The 19,385-nt window shown below is 57.0% G+C and carries 17 protein-coding genes; 11 read left to right on the forward strand and 6 right to left on the reverse strand.

What is annotated here, in order from left to right; all coding sequences use genetic code 11:
• The 3 genes from MARLIPOL_RS02180 to MARLIPOL_RS02190 all read right to left on the reverse strand — a co-directional run.
• The coding region (locus MARLIPOL_RS02180; RefSeq protein ID WP_012136429.1) for a PhoX family protein at positions 1-2,035 on the reverse strand (2,035 nt) is incomplete at its 3' end.
• A gap of 188 nt (positions 2,036-2,223) precedes the next feature.
• The gene (locus tag MARLIPOL_RS02185; protein WP_012136430.1) at positions 2,224-2,523 is read right to left on the reverse strand and encodes a hypothetical protein; all 300 of its coding nucleotides are present in this window, start codon (positions 2,521-2,523) and stop codon (positions 2,224-2,226) included.
• Positions 2,524-2,652: 129 nt separating this feature from the next.
• Positions 2,653-2,916: a hypothetical protein gene (locus MARLIPOL_RS02190; RefSeq protein WP_012136431.1), complete on the reverse strand. Its 264-nt coding sequence runs from the start codon at positions 2,914-2,916 to the stop codon at positions 2,653-2,655.
• A gap of 309 nt (positions 2,917-3,225) precedes the next feature.
• On the opposite strand from MARLIPOL_RS02190, the gene MARLIPOL_RS02195 reads away from it, so the two are divergent.
• Positions 3,226-4,389 (forward strand): alkane 1-monooxygenase, encoded by a 1,164-nt coding sequence (locus MARLIPOL_RS02195; protein WP_407638035.1) that lies wholly within the window; start codon positions 3,226-3,228, stop codon positions 4,387-4,389.
• Positions 4,390-4,590: 201 nt separating this feature from the next.
• Here MARLIPOL_RS02195 and MARLIPOL_RS02200 read toward each other — a convergent pair whose 3' ends face one another.
• Both MARLIPOL_RS02200 and MARLIPOL_RS02205 read right to left on the reverse strand, forming a co-directional pair.
• Positions 4,591-5,400: a crotonase/enoyl-CoA hydratase family protein gene (locus tag MARLIPOL_RS02200; protein ID WP_228677561.1), complete on the reverse strand. Its 810-nt coding sequence runs from the start codon at positions 5,398-5,400 to the stop codon at positions 4,591-4,593.
• A complete protein-coding gene (locus MARLIPOL_RS02205) occupies positions 5,370-7,172 on the reverse strand; it encodes an acyl-CoA dehydrogenase (protein WP_012136434.1) in 1,803 nt (600 codons plus the stop codon). The genes MARLIPOL_RS02200 and MARLIPOL_RS02205 overlap by 31 nt, the downstream gene beginning before the upstream one ends.
• A gap of 262 nt (positions 7,173-7,434) precedes the next feature.
• Here MARLIPOL_RS02205 and MARLIPOL_RS02210 point away from each other — a divergent pair, with 262 nt between their 5' ends.
• Complete coding sequence (locus tag MARLIPOL_RS02210; RefSeq protein WP_012136435.1) at positions 7,435-8,430, forward strand: GlxA family transcriptional regulator; 996 nt, start codon at positions 7,435-7,437, stop codon at positions 8,428-8,430.
• 111 nt (positions 8,431-8,541) lie between these two features.
• A complete protein-coding gene (locus MARLIPOL_RS18610; protein ID WP_012136437.1) occupies positions 8,542-8,706 on the forward strand; it encodes a hypothetical protein in 165 nt (54 codons plus the stop codon).
• Between the two features lie 169 nt (positions 8,707-8,875).
• Here MARLIPOL_RS18610 and MARLIPOL_RS02215 read toward each other — a convergent pair whose 3' ends face one another.
• Positions 8,876-10,930 (reverse strand): NADPH-dependent 2,4-dienoyl-CoA reductase, encoded by a 2,055-nt coding sequence (locus MARLIPOL_RS02215; protein WP_012136438.1) that lies wholly within the window; start codon positions 10,928-10,930, stop codon positions 8,876-8,878.
• A 406-nt stretch (positions 10,931-11,336) separates the two neighbouring features.
• Between MARLIPOL_RS02215 and MARLIPOL_RS02220 the strand changes: the two genes are divergently transcribed.
• The 8 genes from MARLIPOL_RS02220 to MARLIPOL_RS02255 all read left to right on the forward strand — a co-directional run bounded on the left by MARLIPOL_RS02220 (position 11,337) and on the right by MARLIPOL_RS02255 (position 19,319).
• The gene (locus tag MARLIPOL_RS02220) at positions 11,337-14,138 is read left to right on the forward strand and encodes a monovalent cation/H+ antiporter subunit A (RefSeq protein WP_012136439.1); all 2,802 of its coding nucleotides are present in this window, start codon (positions 11,337-11,339) and stop codon (positions 14,136-14,138) included.
• Positions 14,138-14,509, forward strand: a complete 372-nt coding sequence (locus MARLIPOL_RS02225) for a Na+/H+ antiporter subunit C (RefSeq protein ID WP_012136440.1) — start codon at positions 14,138-14,140, stop codon at positions 14,507-14,509. Before MARLIPOL_RS02220 ends, MARLIPOL_RS02225 begins: the two co-directional genes overlap by 1 nt.
• Complete coding sequence (locus MARLIPOL_RS02230) at positions 14,506-16,023, forward strand: monovalent cation/H+ antiporter subunit D (protein ID WP_012136441.1); 1,518 nt, start codon at positions 14,506-14,508, stop codon at positions 16,021-16,023. Before MARLIPOL_RS02225 ends, MARLIPOL_RS02230 begins: the two co-directional genes overlap by 4 nt.
• A complete protein-coding gene (locus tag MARLIPOL_RS02235; protein WP_012136442.1) occupies positions 16,023-16,511 on the forward strand; it encodes a Na+/H+ antiporter subunit E in 489 nt (162 codons plus the stop codon). The genes MARLIPOL_RS02230 and MARLIPOL_RS02235 overlap by 1 nt, the downstream gene beginning before the upstream one ends.
• On the forward strand, positions 16,508-16,777 hold the full coding sequence (locus MARLIPOL_RS02240; protein ID WP_012136443.1) for a K+/H+ antiporter subunit F: 270 nt from the start codon (positions 16,508-16,510) through the stop codon (positions 16,775-16,777). The genes MARLIPOL_RS02235 and MARLIPOL_RS02240 overlap by 4 nt, the downstream gene beginning before the upstream one ends.
• Positions 16,778-16,816: 39 nt before the next feature.
• Entirely contained in the window at positions 16,817-17,149 is a 333-nt protein-coding gene (locus MARLIPOL_RS02245) for a Na+/H+ antiporter subunit G (RefSeq protein WP_012136444.1), read from the forward strand.
• Positions 17,150-17,229: 80 nt separating this feature from the next.
• A complete protein-coding gene (gene ppnP, locus MARLIPOL_RS02250) occupies positions 17,230-17,511 on the forward strand; it encodes a pyrimidine/purine nucleoside phosphorylase (RefSeq protein ID WP_012136445.1) in 282 nt (93 codons plus the stop codon).
• Between the two features lie 164 nt (positions 17,512-17,675).
• Positions 17,676-19,319, forward strand: a complete 1,644-nt coding sequence (locus tag MARLIPOL_RS02255; RefSeq protein WP_012136446.1) for a fatty acid--CoA ligase — start codon at positions 17,676-17,678, stop codon at positions 19,317-19,319.
• Positions 19,320-19,385 lie beyond the last annotated feature (66 nt).

Below are 19,385 nucleotides of genomic sequence, written 5' to 3' on the forward strand. Positions count from 1 at the left end.
CACCTACAACACGGTTGTCATCCCTGGTCACAATGACCGTCGCATCCCGGGGGCGCGGTTCATCGACGTTAGGCCAATTACCCTTTGGGTGCTGGATGTTAACAAACATGGTCTTGCCATCGGGTGTCGTTACGACACCGGTGACCTCACAACCGACCGGGCCAACAAAGAAACGGCGAATGTCCCGTGTCCGCGGATCGGCTGCCAGCATCATGTTGTTGAGGTACGGCGCACTGGAGCTCCCGTCGGTCTGGATCCACAGGCGGCCGTTGTAATCGAACCACAGGCCATCGGGGCTGTTGAAGTGATTGGAGTCATCGAGGGTCACAACAGCCTCGCCATCCACGACCGTCTCGGTGCCCTGCTCGCCGGCAAACACGAAGATGTCCCACTCGAAAGCGGTGGCGGCGTGGTCATTGCCAGCCTCCATCCAGCGAATGATGTGGCCTGTGCGGTTCTCAACTACCGGGTTCGCGGCATTGACGTCGTCATACCCATCCTTGCCCCGGTTGCTGTTGTTGGTCAGGGTGAAATAGACCTCGCCCGTTCTCGGATCCACCGCGCCCCACTCCGGACGGTCCATGGTGGTTGCACCCGCAATATCCGCCGCCAGGCGGGTATTGAGCAGAACATCCTGCTGACTCTCAAAACCGTCAAAGGCAATGTCACCCACGTTGGTACCAACAGCGTTAGCCACCCTGGAAGCAAAGTTCTCATCGTCCAGCGAGAGCGGTAGCCAGTCACCGGTCCCATCTTCGTTGAAACGAGCTACGTACAGGGTACCCTCGTCCAGCAAATAACCTCCGGCAGTTGCCGCATAGTAGGGTTGTGCGGAAACGAACTTGTAGATGTACTCAAAACGGGAGTCATCACCGGAATAACAGACCACCGGCTCCCCCTCTTTCGCCGGGGCAAAAATGACACCTTCGTGCCCAAAACGCCCCAGGGCGGTCCGTTTCTGCGGCTTGCTCTCCGGCGTGAACGGATCAATTTCCACCATGAAACCATAGGTATTAGCTTCATTCCGGTAGTCCAGATCAGCGGATGCTTCCTTTACCGACACGTCGAAGCGCAGATACTGGTCCTCAGCACTGTCGGCCAGTTCCCAATCGTAGCGGGACGCTGACCCCACACCATGACGAACCTGTTCGCGAGGCCGGATCGCATCGCTGTTGGCAAAATAGCCGTGCCAGTTTTCTTCCGCTGCCAGGTAGGTGCCCCAGGGGGTGGGGCCCATCGAGCAGTTATTAAGCGTGCCCCGGGTTTCAGTGGCCGTTGGGCTGTATTTGGTGGCCAGCTTATCGTAGCCACGCAGCGGCCCGCGGACATCCATCGGCGTACCACCGGTGACCCGGCGATTGAACGGACTACCATGAACCACTGCCCAGGCACCATCTGTGGATTGCTTGATATGGATGACGGAGACACCGTGGGCGGCAACTTCCTTGCGAACTTCATCAACCGGGCGAGTACCGTCACCATTCGTGGTGGCACCGGATGGATGCAGCGCGGATTGATTGATGTATTCATGGTTCATCACCAGCAAACCTTCGGTGGAGCTGCTACCGCCGGCTTTCTGATCAATAGGGAAAAAGTGCATACCGTCGTGGTGCATGCCCACCTGGTTTTCCTGATCTGCACCGGTGTTGGTGCCATCCGGTCGATAGTCCGGATAATCGCCGGTCAACGGCGTTCCCCAGGGAACAAAAGGCTTGGCGGTATAACCCTCTGGCACCACAACCCGATTCGCGTCAGAGACTGCAACGGCTTTGAATCCAAGTTTGGTGTGGCCTTTGGCAAGGCCGTTGCCATGAATTTTGTCATGCCCCCTGGCATGGCCATTGCCCTTGAAATTACCATCAATCGCCGCTGCCCCCATTAAACTGGTCAGCGCGGCACCCACGGTTCCTTTCATGACGGTACGTCGTTTTAACCGCGACGCCAGAACAGAAGTGAAAGTGGTGTTACCCGAGTGATTGACCACGGGCTCGTAATCCGGATCAAGGTATTTGGGGTCCAGGTCATGTTTGGCCATTGGTGCCTCTCTCATCAGGTTGTAGGTATGTAGTGCTGAGAGGACAGTGTCAGGCTATTAAATGACAGTCTGCAGTCAAAAAAGAGACAGTATTCTTAACGTTTTTTGACAATTGGATTCGGGTACCCGAACACAGAAAAGCCCGCTCCGTTTACACGAAGCGGGCTTTCAGTATTCGACACTGGCTATTACTTACTCTCGTCGGTGGCTTCCTCGTAGCTCTCTTCCATGGCATCGCCAGCTTCTTCCGCCGCATCGCCCATCTCATCAGCAGCGTTTTCGGCACCCTCTTGCATTTCACCCATGGCACTTTCGCCCTGACCGGTGGCATCTTCATAGGTTTCTTCCATGGAATCGCCGGCCTCTTCCATCATGTCACCAGCGTTGTCCGCAGCCTGCTCAAAATCGGCGCCCTCTTCTTCCTGACTGCAAGCGGCAAGACCCAGAGTCATCATCAGCACCAGTGCACTCAAACTCAGCTTTTTCATATCGTGTCCTTTCGTTGGCGAATGTAAACAACGAAAGCAAGTGTATGGCTGTCGCTGCATGTGAGGCAATTACCGGGGGATTACCCTTCTGTTAACCCTGAAAGCAAAACCGGTACATTTTCCGAGGAATCAGCCAATACCGGCGGAAATTTCCATCCCATCTATCATTACGACGTGATCAAGCCGAAGCATCTGCCCCCGCCCGATCAGCACGAATTCCTGCCCCGCCCGGCTGAACAGATCACGAATAACGTCATGAACAATCTGGACCTGACCGGCGTCGTCCCGATAGACAATCTCCAGAATATGGGAGGAAAACAGGTGTCCCCGTAAAAACTCGTGGATGGACCAATGGACGGACTGCTGGGTGCTGGAGAGATGTTCCGAGGCCATGGCTAATACTTCCCTGTGGGTCGTGACCAATGAAATCAGTGTGGTCCATAAACTTGCGATACGCCAGCTCCATCAGCAAGCGGACAACTGATGACCCATAATGACCGACGATCACTGTTGCATTGCTAGATTGTCCGACATAAAGTTAGATCACATCCTGATCACTGGAGCCCCACAATGAGCACAAAAACCCGCGACACTCTGGATATACAGTCTATTGATGCCAACAATGGCGTCAGCGCCACTGAGACGACCTCCCCATCCAAAGTTGGCCAGGACTGGAAAGACCCCAAACGATATCTTTGGCTGATGGGGCCCGCATTGCCCGGCATCGGCCTTGCCGCCATGGCAGGGTATGCCATCGCCCCGAAAAAACTCCGGGCTCTTGCCTGGACGGGACCAGCACTGGTTCACGGCATTATTCCCGGGCTGGACCGGGCGATCGGAGAAGACAAGAGCAATCCCCCTGAATCGGCGGTCAAGACTCTTGAGCAGGACAAATACTACGACAGGATCGTGAAGGCGTTTATCCCGACCCAATACGCCATGACTTTCATGGGCGCCTGGCTGGCAAGCCGCAAGAAGACGCCATTGTCCGACCGGATAGGTCTCACTTTGACGGTTGGTGCCATTAACGGGGTGGGCATCAACACAGCTCACGAGTTGGGGCACAAGTCCAACAAGATGAACAAGCTGATGGCCATGGCGGCCCTTGCGCCAACCGGCTACACCCACTTTGTAGTGGAGCACAACTTTGGCCACCATAAGCGTGTGGCCACACCCGAAGACCCGGCCAGCAGTCGCATGGGTGAAAGCTTCTGGAAGTTCCTGCCGCGCACGGTGGTGGGTGGAATCAAGTCTGCCGTGAAGATCGAGAAGGCGCGTCTGGCACGCAAGGGCAAAGGTTTCTGGAGCCTCGAAAATGAATTGCTGCAGGGCTGGGCGATGAGCGCCGGGTTCTTCGGTGCCACTACCCTGGTATGCGGGCCCCGCGCCATTCCATTCCTGGCAGCGCAGGCAGCCTACGGTGCGAGCCTGCTGGAGACGGTCAATTATGTGGAGCACTATGGGCTGCTACGCCAGAAAGATGCCAAGGGCAAGTACGAGCGCACCAAGCCGTCTCACAGCTGGAACAGCAATCACATTGTGACCAACCTGTTCCTGTATCAGTTGCAGCGCCATTCTGATCACCATGCGCATCCGACCCGCAGCTTCCAGGCATTGCGTCACTTCGAGGATGCACCACAATTGCCGGGTGGTTATGCGTCGATGCTGTTGCCAGCCTATTTGCCATCCTGGTGGTACGAGATGATGGATAAGCGGGTGATTGAGCACTATGAAGGGGATCTGGATAAGATCAACTGGGATCCTGACCGTAAGGCGGAATTGATGGCCAGGTATGCGGACTATGCCGCCGAGGTAGCTGCCGAGGCCAAGGCACAACGAGAGGCTTCTGAATCCGAAGCCGCTTGACCTGATATCCGGGTGGGGGCGCTTATCATCAGCCCTAACCTTTCAGGTTCGGTGCCGGCAGCCAGCTGGGCTCCCCTTCCGGGAGACGCCGTGAATACATCCCTGTAGGCTTATGTGCAGCTTCCCTGCTGCACATACTCCCGGAAGGGGAGCCCAGCCGGCCGCTTCAACTTTGGATGCAATAGTCCGGAAATGAGCGCCTCATTTGCCCTTAAAAACCGCCTCCCTTCTTTCCAGAAACGACTGAATACCCTCTTTTACATCCTCACTGGCCATGACCGGCCGCAAATCCGGAAACAACCGCTGCTTCGCAGCTTCCTGTCCTTCACTGACAGCGATTTTTGATGATTGAAGACTGCCCTGCACGCCCAGCGGCGCTGCCCTGGCAATCTTTTCTGCGATCTCCATCGCGACACTGAACTGCTCGCCAGGCTCCACCAATTCCTGAATCAGCCCCCACTGGAAAGCCTGCTCGGCGGTCCATTCGTCGCCGGTGAGCAGGTAACGCTGGGCATTGCCCCAGCCGATTTCCCGCTGCAGACGGATGGTCGCACCGCCACAGGCGAAGATGCCGCGTTTGACCTCCAACTGCGCGAAGCGGGTGCCTTTGGCGGCAACACGAACGTCGGTGTTGAGCATCATTTCAACGCCGCAGGTAAAACAGATGCCCTGGGCGGCGAAAACAACCGGTTTGGTGAGGCCTTCTCCCGTGACATGGAAGGGGTCGAGCTCGCTCTCCCCCGGCTCAATGCCTGTGCCATTGGCGAATACTTCAGCCCAGTCATCCAGTTGCAGGCCGCTGGTGAAGTGGTCGCCTTCGGCGTACATCAGTCCGACCCTCAATTCCGGGTCGTTTTCCAGCTGGTGATAAGCCGCAGCGATTTCGTGGTACATCGCCCGGTTCATGGCGTTCATTTTGTCCGGGCGGTTCAGACCGATCAGAAGGATGTGACCTTTCTTCTCTACCTTCACCAGCGACATCAGAACCACTCCGCTTTCATGTTGAGACATGTGTCGTCCTGATTGCGCAGCAGGACCAGATCCTGTGCCACGGTTGGCAGTTCCCAGTGGAAAAAGTACTGAGCAGCCTGGAGCTTGCCCTGGTAGAAGTTGCGCTCGTCATCACTGTTGGCGGAAGCCAAAGCATTGGCGGCGGCGTTGGCCTGGCGGAGCCACATCCAGGCGACGATGATGTGGCCGAACAGGTGCAGGTAGCAGGCAGCGTTGGCCAGGGGTTTGTCCACGTCACCACCCATCAGGGACTTGCCCAGATCCTGGGTGACTTTCACCGCCTGCTGCAGGGTTTCGCTGAGTGATAGCGCCCATTGCTGGCAGCGGTCGGTGGTTGCTGCCTCAAGGTCTACCTGCATTTCCTGCATCAACAGTTGCAGGCCATGGCTCTGATCCTGCCAGATTTTGCGGCCCAGCAAGTCCAGCGCCTGAATGCCGTTGGTGCCTTCGTGAATGGGGTTCAAGCGGTTATCCCGCCAGCACTGCTCCACCGGGTATTCCCGGGTGTAGCCAGCACCGCCGTATACCTGGATCGCCAGGTCGTTGGCTTTGGGGCCGTATTCGGAAGGCCAGGCCTTGATAACCGGGGTGAGCAGGTCGAGCAGCTTGCCGGCTTCCTGGCGCTTCTGCTCGTCAGGATGGGTATGCTGATCATCCATCAGGCGAGCGCCGTACAGGCACAGGGCCAGACCGCCTTCGCTGTAGGCTTTCTGAGCCAGCAGCATGCGCCGTACATCGGCATGGTCAATGATCGGCACCTGCGGGGATTCCGGGTTTTTCTCGCTGGCCTTGCGCCCCTGCAGGCGATCTTTGGCGTATTCCAGGCTGTGCATGTAGCCACGATAGCCGACCACCGCTGCGCCAAAACCCACACCGACCCGTGCTTCGTTCATCATCTGGAACATGTATTTCAGACCCTGATGAGGCTCACCCACCAGGTAACCGTGGCAGGGGGCATCGTCTCCAAAGCTCAGGGCGGTGGATGTTGTGCCACGATAGCCGAGTTTGTGGATCAGGCCGGCGAGGTTGACGCCGTTGCGCTCGGTGGGATTCCCCTCTTCGTCCACCAGGAATTTGGGCACGATGAACAGGGAAATGCCTTTGACACCCGCCGGAGCACCTTTGATTTTCGCCAGCACCATGTGAACGATGTTTTCGGTGAGGGACTGTTCGCCTCCGGAGATGTAGATCTTGGCTCCTTTGATCAGGTAGTCGCCATTGTCGGTGGGAGTTGCGGAGGTGCGAATATCCGCCAGGGAGGAGCCGGCATGGGGTTCGGTGAGGGCCATGGTGCCGGTAAATCGGCCTGAGAGCATGTGCGGCAGGAAGGTGGCCTTCTGCTGCTCATTGCCGAAGACACGAACCAGGTTGGCGGCGGCGGTGGTCAGGAACGGGTAGCCTGCGGTGCCAGGGTTGGCGGCGGTGAAGAAGCCGTTGCAGGCGGCCATGACCGATTCCGGCAGTTGCATGCCGCCTAGGTCATAGTCGTAACGTCCGGCGATGAAGCCGGCTTCGGCGTAGGCGTCGAAGGCTTCTTTGACCTGGGGGAGCATCTCGACTTTGCCGTCGACAAATTTGGGCTCGTCTTTGTCGGCAGCGCTGTTATGGGTCGCAAATTTTTCCCGGGCCACTTTGTCGGCGGTTTCGATAACGGCATCGAAGGTGTCGCGGCTGTGTTCGCTGAAGCGCTCGCGGGTGGTGAGGTTGTCGGTATCGAGGACTTCGTAGAGCTGGAACGCCAGGTCGCGGCGGTCGATCAGGGTGTCGGTCATGCTTGGTCTCCTGTTTGATGCTGACAGCCTCTCATACCTCTGTTTTTCTGGGAACCGGCATTTATGACATAATCTTGGCCGATCCCGCCACTCCGGATGGTTTACTTTACCTGCGACTGGCGCTTGCTTCCCGGGCACCAGTGGGGAATACCCCTCCCGGGACACGCCGTGAATACGTCCCTGTAGGCTTGAGTGCAGCATCCATGCTGCACACAGTCCCGGGAGGGGTATTCCCCACTGGCACCCTTACTTTGGAGCTTGCATGCAGACTGTCTCGGTTATAGGTTTTGATGGAGCTTTGGCCAGTGCCATTACTGGCGTCATTGATCTGTTTCGGCTTGCCGGAGTGACCTGGGCACGGATAAACGGAGAGTCGCCTGAACCACAATTTACTACGCGCTTGCTAACAAAAGACGGGGCGCCCTGCCGCTGCATCAACGGCCTTACAATTCTGCCCGATGGGGCGTGGAACGAGCCCTGGGCCGGTGAAGACGGCACTGATCTGGTGATTATTCCGACCATTGGCGGACCGATAGAACGGGTGCTGGCAGAGAACCCGGAGCTGATTGAGTGGCTTGCCGGTTTTCAGGCGTCGGATTCGGGGCAGGTGCGAGTGGCCAGTAACTGTACCGGCGCCTTCATGCTGGCAGAGGCCGGGGTGTTGAATGGGCGGCAGGCGACGACCCATTGGGGGTTCAGCCACCAGTTCCGGCAACGGTACCCGGAGGTGGATCTGCATCAGGACAAGCTGGTGACGGTGGACGGGCAGATTGCCTGTGCGGGCGGCGGGATGGCCTGGTGGGATCTGGGGATTTATCTGGTGGAGCGATACGCCGGGACTCAGGTGGCGCGGGAGCTGGCGAAGGCGTTTGTGATCGACGCCGGGCGCACCAGCCAGGCGCCTTACAGTGCCCTACAGGCCCGGCGGTACCATTCGGATGTGGCCATCCTGAAATTACAGGACTGGCTGGACGAACATTATGATCGACCGGTGACACTGCAATGTCTTGCCGCCCAGTGCGGCCTGACGGAACGTTCGTTGATTCGACGATTCAGGGCCGCAACTGGCGACACCCCGACCAGCTACCTTCAGGTTCTGAGGATCGAGGCGGCACGACAACACCTGGAAAGTTCGCGAATATCGGTAGAAGAAGTGACCCACAAGGTAGGCTATGAAGACGTCAGTTCGTTCAGCCGGTTATTCCGAAAACACACCGGTCTGACACCGGGGACCTACCGCTCCAGATTTGCACATTAATTCGCCTGAAACACCCGACTGGCCCGGGTTATGCATCAGTTTTAAATGTGAGCCATTACGTGCCGCAGAACGTAAAGAATATCGACGGGTGTAAAAATGGGGAGGTTCGCCATGAACGCACCGATCAGACAAAGCCAGGCAGACATTCTGAGCAAGCTTTATGACATGAAACAGAAGCAACTCGCTCAGGCCTGGCAGCAGGGACACAGCTTACGTTGTCAGGTACTTGAAGCGGAAGCGGAAGCCATATTCAATGCCCTGAAGTCCATCCGGTAACGGATGTTTCATCACACAAAAGAGCCCCGTTCTGCGGATTGAGGCTCAACCTTTTCTTCGCTTGGCAGCGAAGCTCAGAGACATTATCGATTCCATCCGCACATCCAGTCAGTGCCCGAATGTGTCTCTAATGTGCCCTTCAACGTCACCGCCCCTGCGCCCCTTTTTGTCAGATACCTGCCGCAACCTCTGTTCCCTGCCGGATGGCCCGCTTTGCGTCCAGTTCTTCGGCAAGGTCAGCACCGCCAATCAGGTGGGCTTTTACACCGGCATTAACCAATTGATCAAATAGTTCGCGGTAGGATTCCTGACCTGCGCAAATGATTACATTGTCGACACTCAGCACTCTGCTTTCCTTAACCTTGCCGTCTTTATCCCTGATGGATATGTGCAGCCCCTCATCATCGATACGGTCGTAACTGCACCCCCGCAACATATCTACGTCGCGGTGCTTGAGGCTGTTGCGGTGTACCCAGCCAGAGGTTTTACCCAGACCGCCTCCAACCTTTCCGGTTTTACGCTGCATCAGATAGATCTTGCGCGGCGACGGCGTAGGCTTGCGCTCTGCCAGCCCACCGGGACCCTCAAACTCGGGGTTCACGCCCCACTCCGCCTGCCAGTCCGCCACGCTGACCTGCTCACCTTCCGGATGATGACCGAAATCATGGGTCAGGAATTCACTGACGTCGAACCCGATACCGCCAGCGCCAATCACCGCAACACTCTGTCCGACCGGCTTGTTGTGACGCAACACATCCAGATAGCCCAGCACCTTGGGATGGTCGACGCCGTCGATTTCTGGCGTACGTGGCTTCACGCCCGTGGCGATAATGACATCATCAAACCCCTGCTCGGCCAGATCTGTGGCTTCAACCCGGGTATTGAGCTTCAGATCAATCTCCAGCAGCTCTATCTGGCGCTGGAAGTAGCGCAGTGTTTCGTAAAACTCTTCCTTACCGGGGATGCGCTTGGCGTAGTTGAACTGACCGCCAATTTTGTCGTCGGCTTCAAACAGGGTCACCCGATGGCCGCGCTTGGCGGCGGTCGTCGCCGCCGCCAGACCCGCAGGGCCGGCACCTACCACCGCGACACGACGCACGACGGGCGCTACCGTCAATACCAGCTCGGTTTCATGACAGGCCCTGGGGTTTACCAGACAGGAAGCGCGTTTGGCCTTGAATACATGATCCAGGCAGGCCTGATTACAGGCAATGCAGGTGTTGATTTCGTCGGCACGCCCCTGTTCAGCCTTGCGCACGAATTCGCTGTCCGCCAGCAGCGGCCTGGCCATGGAAACCATATCCGCCTTGCCGGCGGCGAGGATTTCTTCGCCTTTCTCCGGGGTATTGATGCGGTTGGTGGTACAGACCGGAATATCCACTTCACCGTAGAACTTGGCCGTCACATCAGCAAAACCGCCACGGGGAACAGATGTTACGATGGTGGGCACTCGCGCCTCGTGCCAGCCGATACCGGTATTAATGATGGTGGCACCCGCCTTCTCGATGGCCTTGCCGAGGGTAACGATTTGATCCCAGGTCTGCCCGCCTTCCACAAGATCCAGCATGGACAGGCGATAGATGATGATGAATTCGGGTCCGACCGCTTCCCGCATCCGACGTACAATTTCCACCGGCAAACGCATGCGGTTCTCGTACGGACCGCCCCACTTGTCCGTGCGCTTATTGGTGCGTTCACACAGGAACTGGTTTATGAAATAGCCTTCAGAACCCATCACCTCGACGCCATCATAGCCACCGAGTTTCGCCAGTTTCGCGGCATTGACGAAATCATTAATTTGCCGTTCTACGCCTTTGGTGGACAGGGCACGAGCCTTGAAAGGGCTGATCGGCGCCTTGGTGGCGGATGCGGAAACAATCAGCGGCTGATAGCCGTAACGACCGGCGTGGAGTAACTGCAGGCATATCTTGCCGCCCGCTTCATGAACCGCACCGGTAACATGCCGGTGCAACAATGCGGTGGCACGGTTGTTCATAGTGGAAGACAGAGGCGCCAGCTGGCCGGCCAGGTTTGGCGAGTACCCGCCGGTCACCATCAGGCCAACACCCCCTTCGGCCCGCTCAGCAAAGTAACGGGCAAACTTGTGTATGTTCCAGAACCGATCTTCCAGGCCGGTATGCATGGAGCCCATCAGTACCCGGTTCTTGAGTTCAGTAAAACCGAGGTCGAGGGGCTTGAGAAGGGTTGGATAGGCTGCAGTCATGGCGATTCTCTTGGGTACCCATATGAAAAGTGTCATGCTATCACAGACTTCTACGACTAACGTATGACTCAAATCCCTCGAAACAGCTTGATTAATCGCAAGCCGACTTGACCTGAGGGACCTTCCACGTATCATCGGCACTCGTATCTGACAATCGGAGCACTTATGACCGCAAGGTCCAACGTGTTACACCAACCCGGATCCCAGCCGGTCACTGCCGATGCGCAGAGACACCGGGGCAGGTTGCCGTATTTTCCGGACCCACCCCATCTGATCTGATTTTCCACGACCTTCCGTCAACGTCGGCGGCATGCACCGGTCGGTGCATAATGACTGGTCGGGGACTAGACTCAGGCACAGACTGCATCTCCATCCATGAAAGAGAAAAACCGATAACGAGGTTGCGATGTCGCTACCGCTGGTCGTTTTACTGCCCTTTCTAGGGGCTTTGGCAGCACCGTTGTTTGCCCAGGGAGGACGCACGGCAATTGCCATTGCCTCGTCTGTTCCCGCCATCATCGCGCTGGCAGCGCTCTATCCACACTGGCCCACCCTTGCCGACGGGGGCGTCGTCCTGCACAGCTACGAGTGGCTGCCGGCGCTTGGCATTTCCTTCAGTTTCCGTCTGGACGGCCTGTCGCTGCTGTTTGCCTTGCTGATCCTGGTTATCGGCCTGCTGATCATTCTGTATGCCCGTTACTACCTGAAAGCCAAAGAGAACGTCGGCAAGTTCTACTCCCTGCTGCTGTGTTTCATGGGCTCGATGCTGGGTATTGTTCTGTCCAGCAACCTGCTGCTGATGCTGGTGTTCTGGGAACTGACCAGCCTGACGTCGTTCCTGCTGATCAGTTTCTGGAACCATAAACAGGACGCCCGTCGCGGCGCCCGCATGGCGCTGGCCGTCACCGGTGGAGGCGGCCTGGCGCTGATGGCGGGCATTCTGATTCTCGGTAACATCGTTGGCAGTTTCGAGTTGGACGACGTCCTGGCCGCTGGTGACCTCATAAAGAGTCATAGCCTGTACCCTGTCGCCCTCACCCTGGTGTTGCTCGGCGCTTTCACCAAGTCGGCCCAGTTCCCGTTCCATTTCTGGCTGCCCCACGCCATGCAGGCGCCCACTCCGGTATCGGCGTACCTGCACTCCGCCACCATGGTAAAGGCCGGCATATTTCTGATGGCCCGCCTTTACCCGGCGCTGGCCGGCACCGAACAGTGGTTCTATATGGTGAGCTTCACCGGCATGGCCACTCTGTTGATTGGTGCGTATGTCGCTATGTTCAAGCACGACCTCAAGGGCCTGCTGGCGCATTCAACGGTCAGTCATCTGGGCTTGATTACGCTGCTGTTTGGCATGGGTACGCAGCTGGCCGCAGTAGCGGCGGTTTTTCATGTCATCAATCACGCCACCTTCAAGGCGTCGCTGTTTATGGCGGCCGGTATCATCGATCACGAAACCGGTACCCGGGACATGCGACGAATCAACGGTCTCTGGCGCTATATGCCCCACACCGCCACCCTGGCCATGGTCGCTGCCGCCTCGATGGCAGGTGTACCGTTGCTCAATGGCTTCCTGAGCAAGGAGATGTTCTTTGCCGAATCCCTGCAGCTGAACCTGCCCGGATTCTGGGCCTGGGTACCACCGCTGGTCGCCACCCTTGCGGGGATCTTTGCCGTCGCTTATTCGGCACGCTTTATCCATGACGTGTTCTTCAACGGCAAACCGGTGGATCTGCCGATTTTTCCGCCCCATGAGCCCCCGCGCTACATGAAGATCCCCGTGGAAATCCTGGTGTTTGCCTGCATCATGGTCGGGGTGTTCCCCGCCATCTCCGTTGGCCCGCTGCTCTACGCCGCTGCCGCTGCCACGCTTGGCGGGAACGTACCGGAATATCATCTGACGATCGCTCACGGTTTCAACCTGCCGTTGGTGATGAGTTTTGCCGCCTTCTTTGGTGGCCTGCTCATGTACAGTCAGCGCCAGCGTTTCTTCGATTTCCATGCCCGCTTCAAGGAAATTGATGAGAAGGCGGTTTTCGAGGCCGTCATTTCCTGGCTGACCACTTCAGCCAATCGGCTGACGTCCCGCATCGAAAACGGCTCTTTGCAGCGGTATGCCACACTGCTGGTTATCAGTGTACTCGCAGTTGCGATCGTACCGCTGACCAGTCTGGGAGTGTTTATTGGCGAGAATGGGCTATCTCCCATTGATTGGCCCACGCTGATAGGCATTGTTGTACTGATCCTCTGTGCCCTGGCAACAGCGGTTCTGCATCGGGAGCGCTTCTATGCCCTGGTCCTGCTGAGTGTTGTTGGCCTTCTGGTGTCTCTCGGCTTTGCCCGTTTCTCCGCACCGGATCTGGCCATGACCCAGCTATCCGTTGAAGTCGTGACCATCGTTCTGCTGATGCTGGCCCTTTTTTACATGCCTTCCTGGACCCCCATAGAAAGCTCAACCAGCCAACGGGTCCGTGATGCAGTGATTGCTCTGGCTGCAGGTACAGGCATGACGCTGGTAACTCTGGCGATGCTTACCGGACCGTTTACGTCCATTTCCGAGTATTTTCTCGAGAACAGTAAGCCGGGCGGCGGCGGCACCAATGTGGTGAACGTCATTCTGGTTGACTTCCGGGGCTTCGATACCCTTGGTGAAATTACCGTGTTGGCGATTGCCGCCCTGGGCATCTACGCCATGCTCAAGAATACCGTGCTGACGCCTCCGCCCGGTGACGGGCAGGGGCACGCCTGGAACCGGGATGCCTATCCGTTGATGTTGCGGCAGATTGCTCGGCCCATGCTACCCCTGGCACTGATGGTGTCTGCTTATATTTTCCTGCGCGGTCACAACATGCCCGGTGGCGGTTTCATCGCCGGGCTGATTACGGCAATAGCCCTTATTCTCCAGTACATCGCCAGCGGCATGATCTGGACCCAGCATCGGGTGCCGTTCCGCTACCACAACGTCATTGGCCTCGGGCTGCTATTTGCGGTAATCGCCGGTGCCGCCAGCTATTCATTTGGCTATCCCTTCCTGACCAGCACGTTCGAATACATCAAGTGGCCGGTTGTCGGCAAATTCGAAGTGGCTTCGGCCCTGGTGTTTGATTTGGGGGTCTACCTCACCGTCATCGGCGCAACACTACTGGCACTGGTCAGCATTGGCCGCCTGTCACCGCATTCCGCCATCAAAAGCAACAAGGAGAGCGCATAATGGAGTTGGCATTCGCTCTGGCCATCGGTGCACTGACCGCCTCCGGTGTATACCTGTTATTAAGGGCCCGGACCTTCCCGGTCGTGATTGGCCTGACGCTGCTGTCCTACGGCGTCAATCTGTTCCTGTTTTCTTCCGGCCGGCTGGCTACCGGCGGGCAGCCCATCATCGGCAGCACCAGTCAGTATTCAGATCCTCTGCCACAGGCGCTGGTTCTGACAGCCATTGTGATTGGTTTTGCCATGACGGCATTTGTGGTGGTGCTGGCACTTCGGAACCTGGCAGACAATGAAGACGATCATGTCGATGGATACCAGTCCGAACCAAAGTCCAGAAAGAAGACAGAAGACGCGGAGGTATCCGGCAAATGAACCACTGGCTTACCGCGCCCATTCTGATTCCACTTCTGGGCGGCATCCTTCAGGTCTTCATGGGGTACGCCCCCATCAGCCTGCGCCGGACCCTGGCCATGACGACGACGGTGCTGATGCTGGTATCCGCGATTGTACTCCTGGTGCTCGCCGACGACGGCAGCTACCGGGCCTATGCCTTTGGCAACTGGCAACCACCGTTCGGCATCGTCCTGGTCCTGGACCGTCTCGCGGCGCTGATGCTGGTATTAACAGCCACACTTGCCCTGTTCTGCCACATTTATTCTATTGGCGGGGCCGATGAGGGTAACCGGCAATTTCACGCCCTGTTTCTGTTTCAGTTGCTGGGGCTGAACATCGCCTTTCTGACCGGTGACCTGTTCAACCTGTTTGTGGCCTTCGAAGTACTGCTGATTGCCTCATACGGACTGCTGATGCATGGCACAGGCACAGCACGCACGGTGCCGGGACTGCACTACGTGGTCCTGAACCTGGCCGGCTCTTCTGTCTTCCTGATCAGCGTGGGAATGATATACAGCGTTACCGGCACCCTGAACATGGCCGACCTTGCGCTGCAGGTCCCCAAGGTCAGCGGTGAGAACCTGCTCATTGTCAAAGCAGCCGGGATGATGTTGCTGGTGGTGTTTGGCCTTAAAGCTGCCATCCTGCCCCTGTGTTTCTGGCTGCCAAAAGCCTATGCCAATGCGACCGCTCCGGTCGCGGCGCTCTTTGCCGTAATGACCAAGGTGGGCATTTACGCCATCCTTCGCGTCTACACACTGATCTTTGGCGACCAGGCAGGCGAACTCGCCGGCCTGGGTATGGACTGGCTGTTCCCACTGGCATTGATCACCCTGGCCATGGGCGTCATCGGCGCGCTTGGCTCAGAAAGCCTGAAAACCCTGGTGGCCTGGCAAGTCATCATTTCCGTGGGCACCCTTCTGGCGGCAATGTCCCTGGGATCCGAGGCGGGTACTTCAGCCGCACTGTTCTACCTGCTCAACACTACCTGGGTGGTGGGCGGCCTGTTCCTGGTGGCAGACCTGATCAGCCGACAACGTGGTACTGCCAGGGACCGGATCGTAACGGCACCCAGAATGCACAACCGCACGTTCCTCAGCACTCTGTTCCTGATCGGCGCCGTTGCAGCGGCCGGTCTGCCGCCATTGGGTGGTTTCTTCGCCAAGCTGCTGATCCTCCAGGCCGCAACGCCAGGCATACAAATGGCATGGTTGTGGTCGGTGGTGCTGGGCGGCGGTTTCTTCACACTCATTGCATACAGTCGTGCCGGCAGCATCGTATTCTGGCGAACCGTCGATGGTCACGTTCAAGATCCGGGAAAACTCAGTGGTACCGTGTCAGTCTCGGCCGGAGCACTGGTCGCCCTGAGCGTGGTGATCGTCATCCTGGCCGGACCTATCACCCGCTATGCCGATGCAACAGCAGCACAGCTGCACAACAGCGATGCCTATATTGAAATACTGAAGACACCCATGGTGGGGGAGGAAAACTGATGTTTGATCGCCTGAACTTCCCACAGCCATGGCTCAGCGTGACCCTTTTTGTGGTCTGGCAGTTTCTAAGTAACGACATTTCCGGTGCCAGCGTAGTGATGGGGCTAATTCTGGCCTGGCTTATACCCCAGCTGACCCAGGGCTTCTGGCCGGAACGCCCGACCCTTTCCAGGCCATGGCGGATGCCGGGTTATCTGTTGCGGGTATTGGTGGATATTGTCGTCGCCAGCATCACAGTTGCCCGCCTGATCTTGAGTGGCCGTACCCCGAAACCGGTTTTCGTCAGCTACCCGCTGGAACTGGAGCAACCCATGGCCATAACAATCCTTGCCAGCACGATTTCCCTCACCCCCGGAACGGTGAGCGCGGATGTCAGTGACGACCAGAGAATACTGTTGATTCACACCCTGGACGCAAGCAACGAACAGGACGTCATTGACGCCATCAAACAACGCTATGAGAAGCCACTGCTGGAGATGTTTCAATGATTGGCATTGCTCTCAACATAACTATCGGGATGGTCGTGCTAGCGACTCTGCTGAATGTCTACCGGCTGATCAAGGGTCCCGATGCCCCTGACCGGGTTCTGGCTCTGGATACCCTTTATATCAACGCCATCGCACTGATCATCCTGCTCGGCATCACCCTCGGAACGCGCCTGTACCTGGAAGCAGCGCTACTTATTGCTGTCATGGGCTTTGTGGGTACCGTTGCCATGGCCAAATATCTGAAGCGGGGCAGTGTCATTGAATAGGTCCCTGAACGTAATGACGGTAAACGGAGGACATCGCCCATGAGCGCACTCACCGAGTACACCATCACTGCACTGCTACTGATCGGGGGAGCCTTTACCCTGGTCGGAGCCATTGGCCTCGCCCGGCTGCCGGACTTTTATACCCGCCTGCACGGGCCAACCAAAGCCACAACGCTCGGTGTGGGCGCCATTATTCTGGCGTCCGTCGTCTATTTCAGCTTCCAGGGAGAAGGCATTGGTATCACCGAGATTCTGATTACCGCGTTCCTGTTCCTGACCGCGCCAATCAGCGCCAACATTATGGCCAAGGCCGCCATGCACCTCGGCGTCGATGTTATGGATGGCACCAGAGGCAGTCCCTGGGAGCAATAACCCGGGCGGCAAAATTGTCATTGGATAGAAAGCAAATTGCCGTATAGTAGGCCCCCACTTTCAATCAAGGAGCCATCCCCATGCTGAATGTAAACGAATACTTTGACGGCAAGGCGAAGTCCATCTCCTTCCAGACCTCCACTCTACCGGCCACCGTTGGTGTGATCAGCCCGGGCGAATACGAGTTTGGAACCAGCAAAAAAGAAACCATGACAGTGATCAGCGGTGCCCTGACGGTTCTGCTTCCGGGCATGGAAGAGTGGATGACCTACGGTTCTGGTGAGAGTTTTGATGTTGCCGGCCAGGCAAGCTTCAAAGCGAAAACCGATATCGATACCGCCTACCTCTGCACCTACGAATAAATCAGATCGGCGCCATTAAATTGCAGAGCGAAACAGTATTTCTGTAACACCTGATTCGTTCTGCAATTTTTCTGCATTTCAAGGTTCCGGTTTCCGCCAAAGTGTGTCAGATTTACTCCTGTTTCTCGCAATAACATCAACAACCGGGAAAGAGGTAACACGTAATGGCACAAACCCGCATTCTTCCACCAGCGGACAACGCCCACCAGTATCCCCTGCTGATCAAGCAACTTCTGCTCTCAGGCCCCAGGTATTCTCCCGACCAGGAAATTGTCTACGCCAACCGCAGCAAGTATACCTACACCGATCTGGTTGAACGCATCCACCGTCTGGCCAATGCTCTTACCGATGCTGGCGTAAAACCCGGGGATACGGTAGCAGTGATGGACTGGGACACGCCACGCTACCTTGAGTGCTTCTTTGCGGTTCCAATGATTGGGGCGGTACTGCACACCATCAACGTACGCCTTTCGCCAGAGCAGATCGTCTACACCATGAACCACGCCGAAGACGATGTGGTGCTGGTGCATGATGACTTCCTGCCCATTATTGAAGGCGTCCGGAATGAGATCAAAACAGTAAAAAGCTATATCCAGCTCACCGACGACAACCAGGCAAAATCCACCGACCTGAACACACTCGGTGAATACGAAGCCCTGCTGGCAAAGGCCGGCACAGAGTTTGACTTCCCGGATTTCGACGAGAACAGTGTCGCAACCACTTTCTATACCACCGGCACAACCGGCAATCCCAAAGGTGTATTTTTCAGTCACCGCCAACTGGTGCTGCACACTCTGGCAATGACCGGCTCTCTGTCAGCGTACGATGAGATGCCACTGCTGCGATCTTCATCGGTCTATATGCCTGTCACCCCCATGTTCCACGTTCACGCCTGGGGTGTCCCCTACGCCGCTACCATGATGGGCATCAAGCAGGTGTATCCCGGCCGCTATGAACCGGAACTGTTGGTGGATCTGCTTAAAGAACACAAGGTGTCCTTCTCCCACTGTGTACCAACCATCATGCAGATGATGATGGGCACCGAGTCCATCAAGACAGCCGACCTGAGCAACTGGCATGTTCTTATCGGCGGTAGTGCCCTGACCAAGGGCCTGTGTGATGCCGGCGCCAAGCTTGGCATTCGCATGTATACAGGTTATGGCATGTCGGAAACCTGCCCTCTGCTGAGCGTTACTCACATGAAACCTGAGGACCTTGAGCTACCACTGGAGCAACAGACCGCCAAGCGAGTCAAAACCGGCATCGCAGTGCCCATGGCAGAACTGGAAATAGTAGACCCGTCTGGCAACCCGGTCCCCCATGATGGTGAAGCGAAGGGTGAGGTCGTCGCACGTTCGCCATGGCTGACTCAAAGCTACTTCAAAGAACCCGAAAAAGGTGAGGAACTGTGGGAAGGTGGCTGGCTTCATACCGGTGACGTCGCGTCCATCGACCCGGACAACACTCTGGTGATCAAGGACCGCATCAAGGACGTGATCAAGACCGGCGGCGAATGGCTGTCCTCCCTGGATCTGGAAAACCTGATCAGCCAGCATCCGTCCGTAGCTGGCGCTGCCGTTGTCGGTGTTCCCGATGAGAAGTGGGGCGAACGCCCCCATGCGCTGGTCACCCTGAAGCCGGGCGAAAAAGCGACACTGGAAGACATTCAGGGTCACCTGAAGCAGTTCGTCGACACCGGTGAAATCAACAAGTGGGCCATTCCCGAGCAAATTGATTTCGTGGAGGATATCCCGAAAACCAGCGTCGGCAAGATCAACAAGAAGCTGATCAGAGACCAACTCAAGTAAACGCTGCGTTTCACCGGTACTATGAAAAATGCCGCCCCTCGGGGCGGCATTTTACTGCGTATCCTG

Origin of the sequence: Marinobacter lipolyticus SM19, from assembly GCF_000397065.2 — a bacterium.
Taxonomy (GTDB): Bacteria; Pseudomonadota; Gammaproteobacteria; order Pseudomonadales; family Oleiphilaceae; genus Marinobacter; species Marinobacter lipolyticus.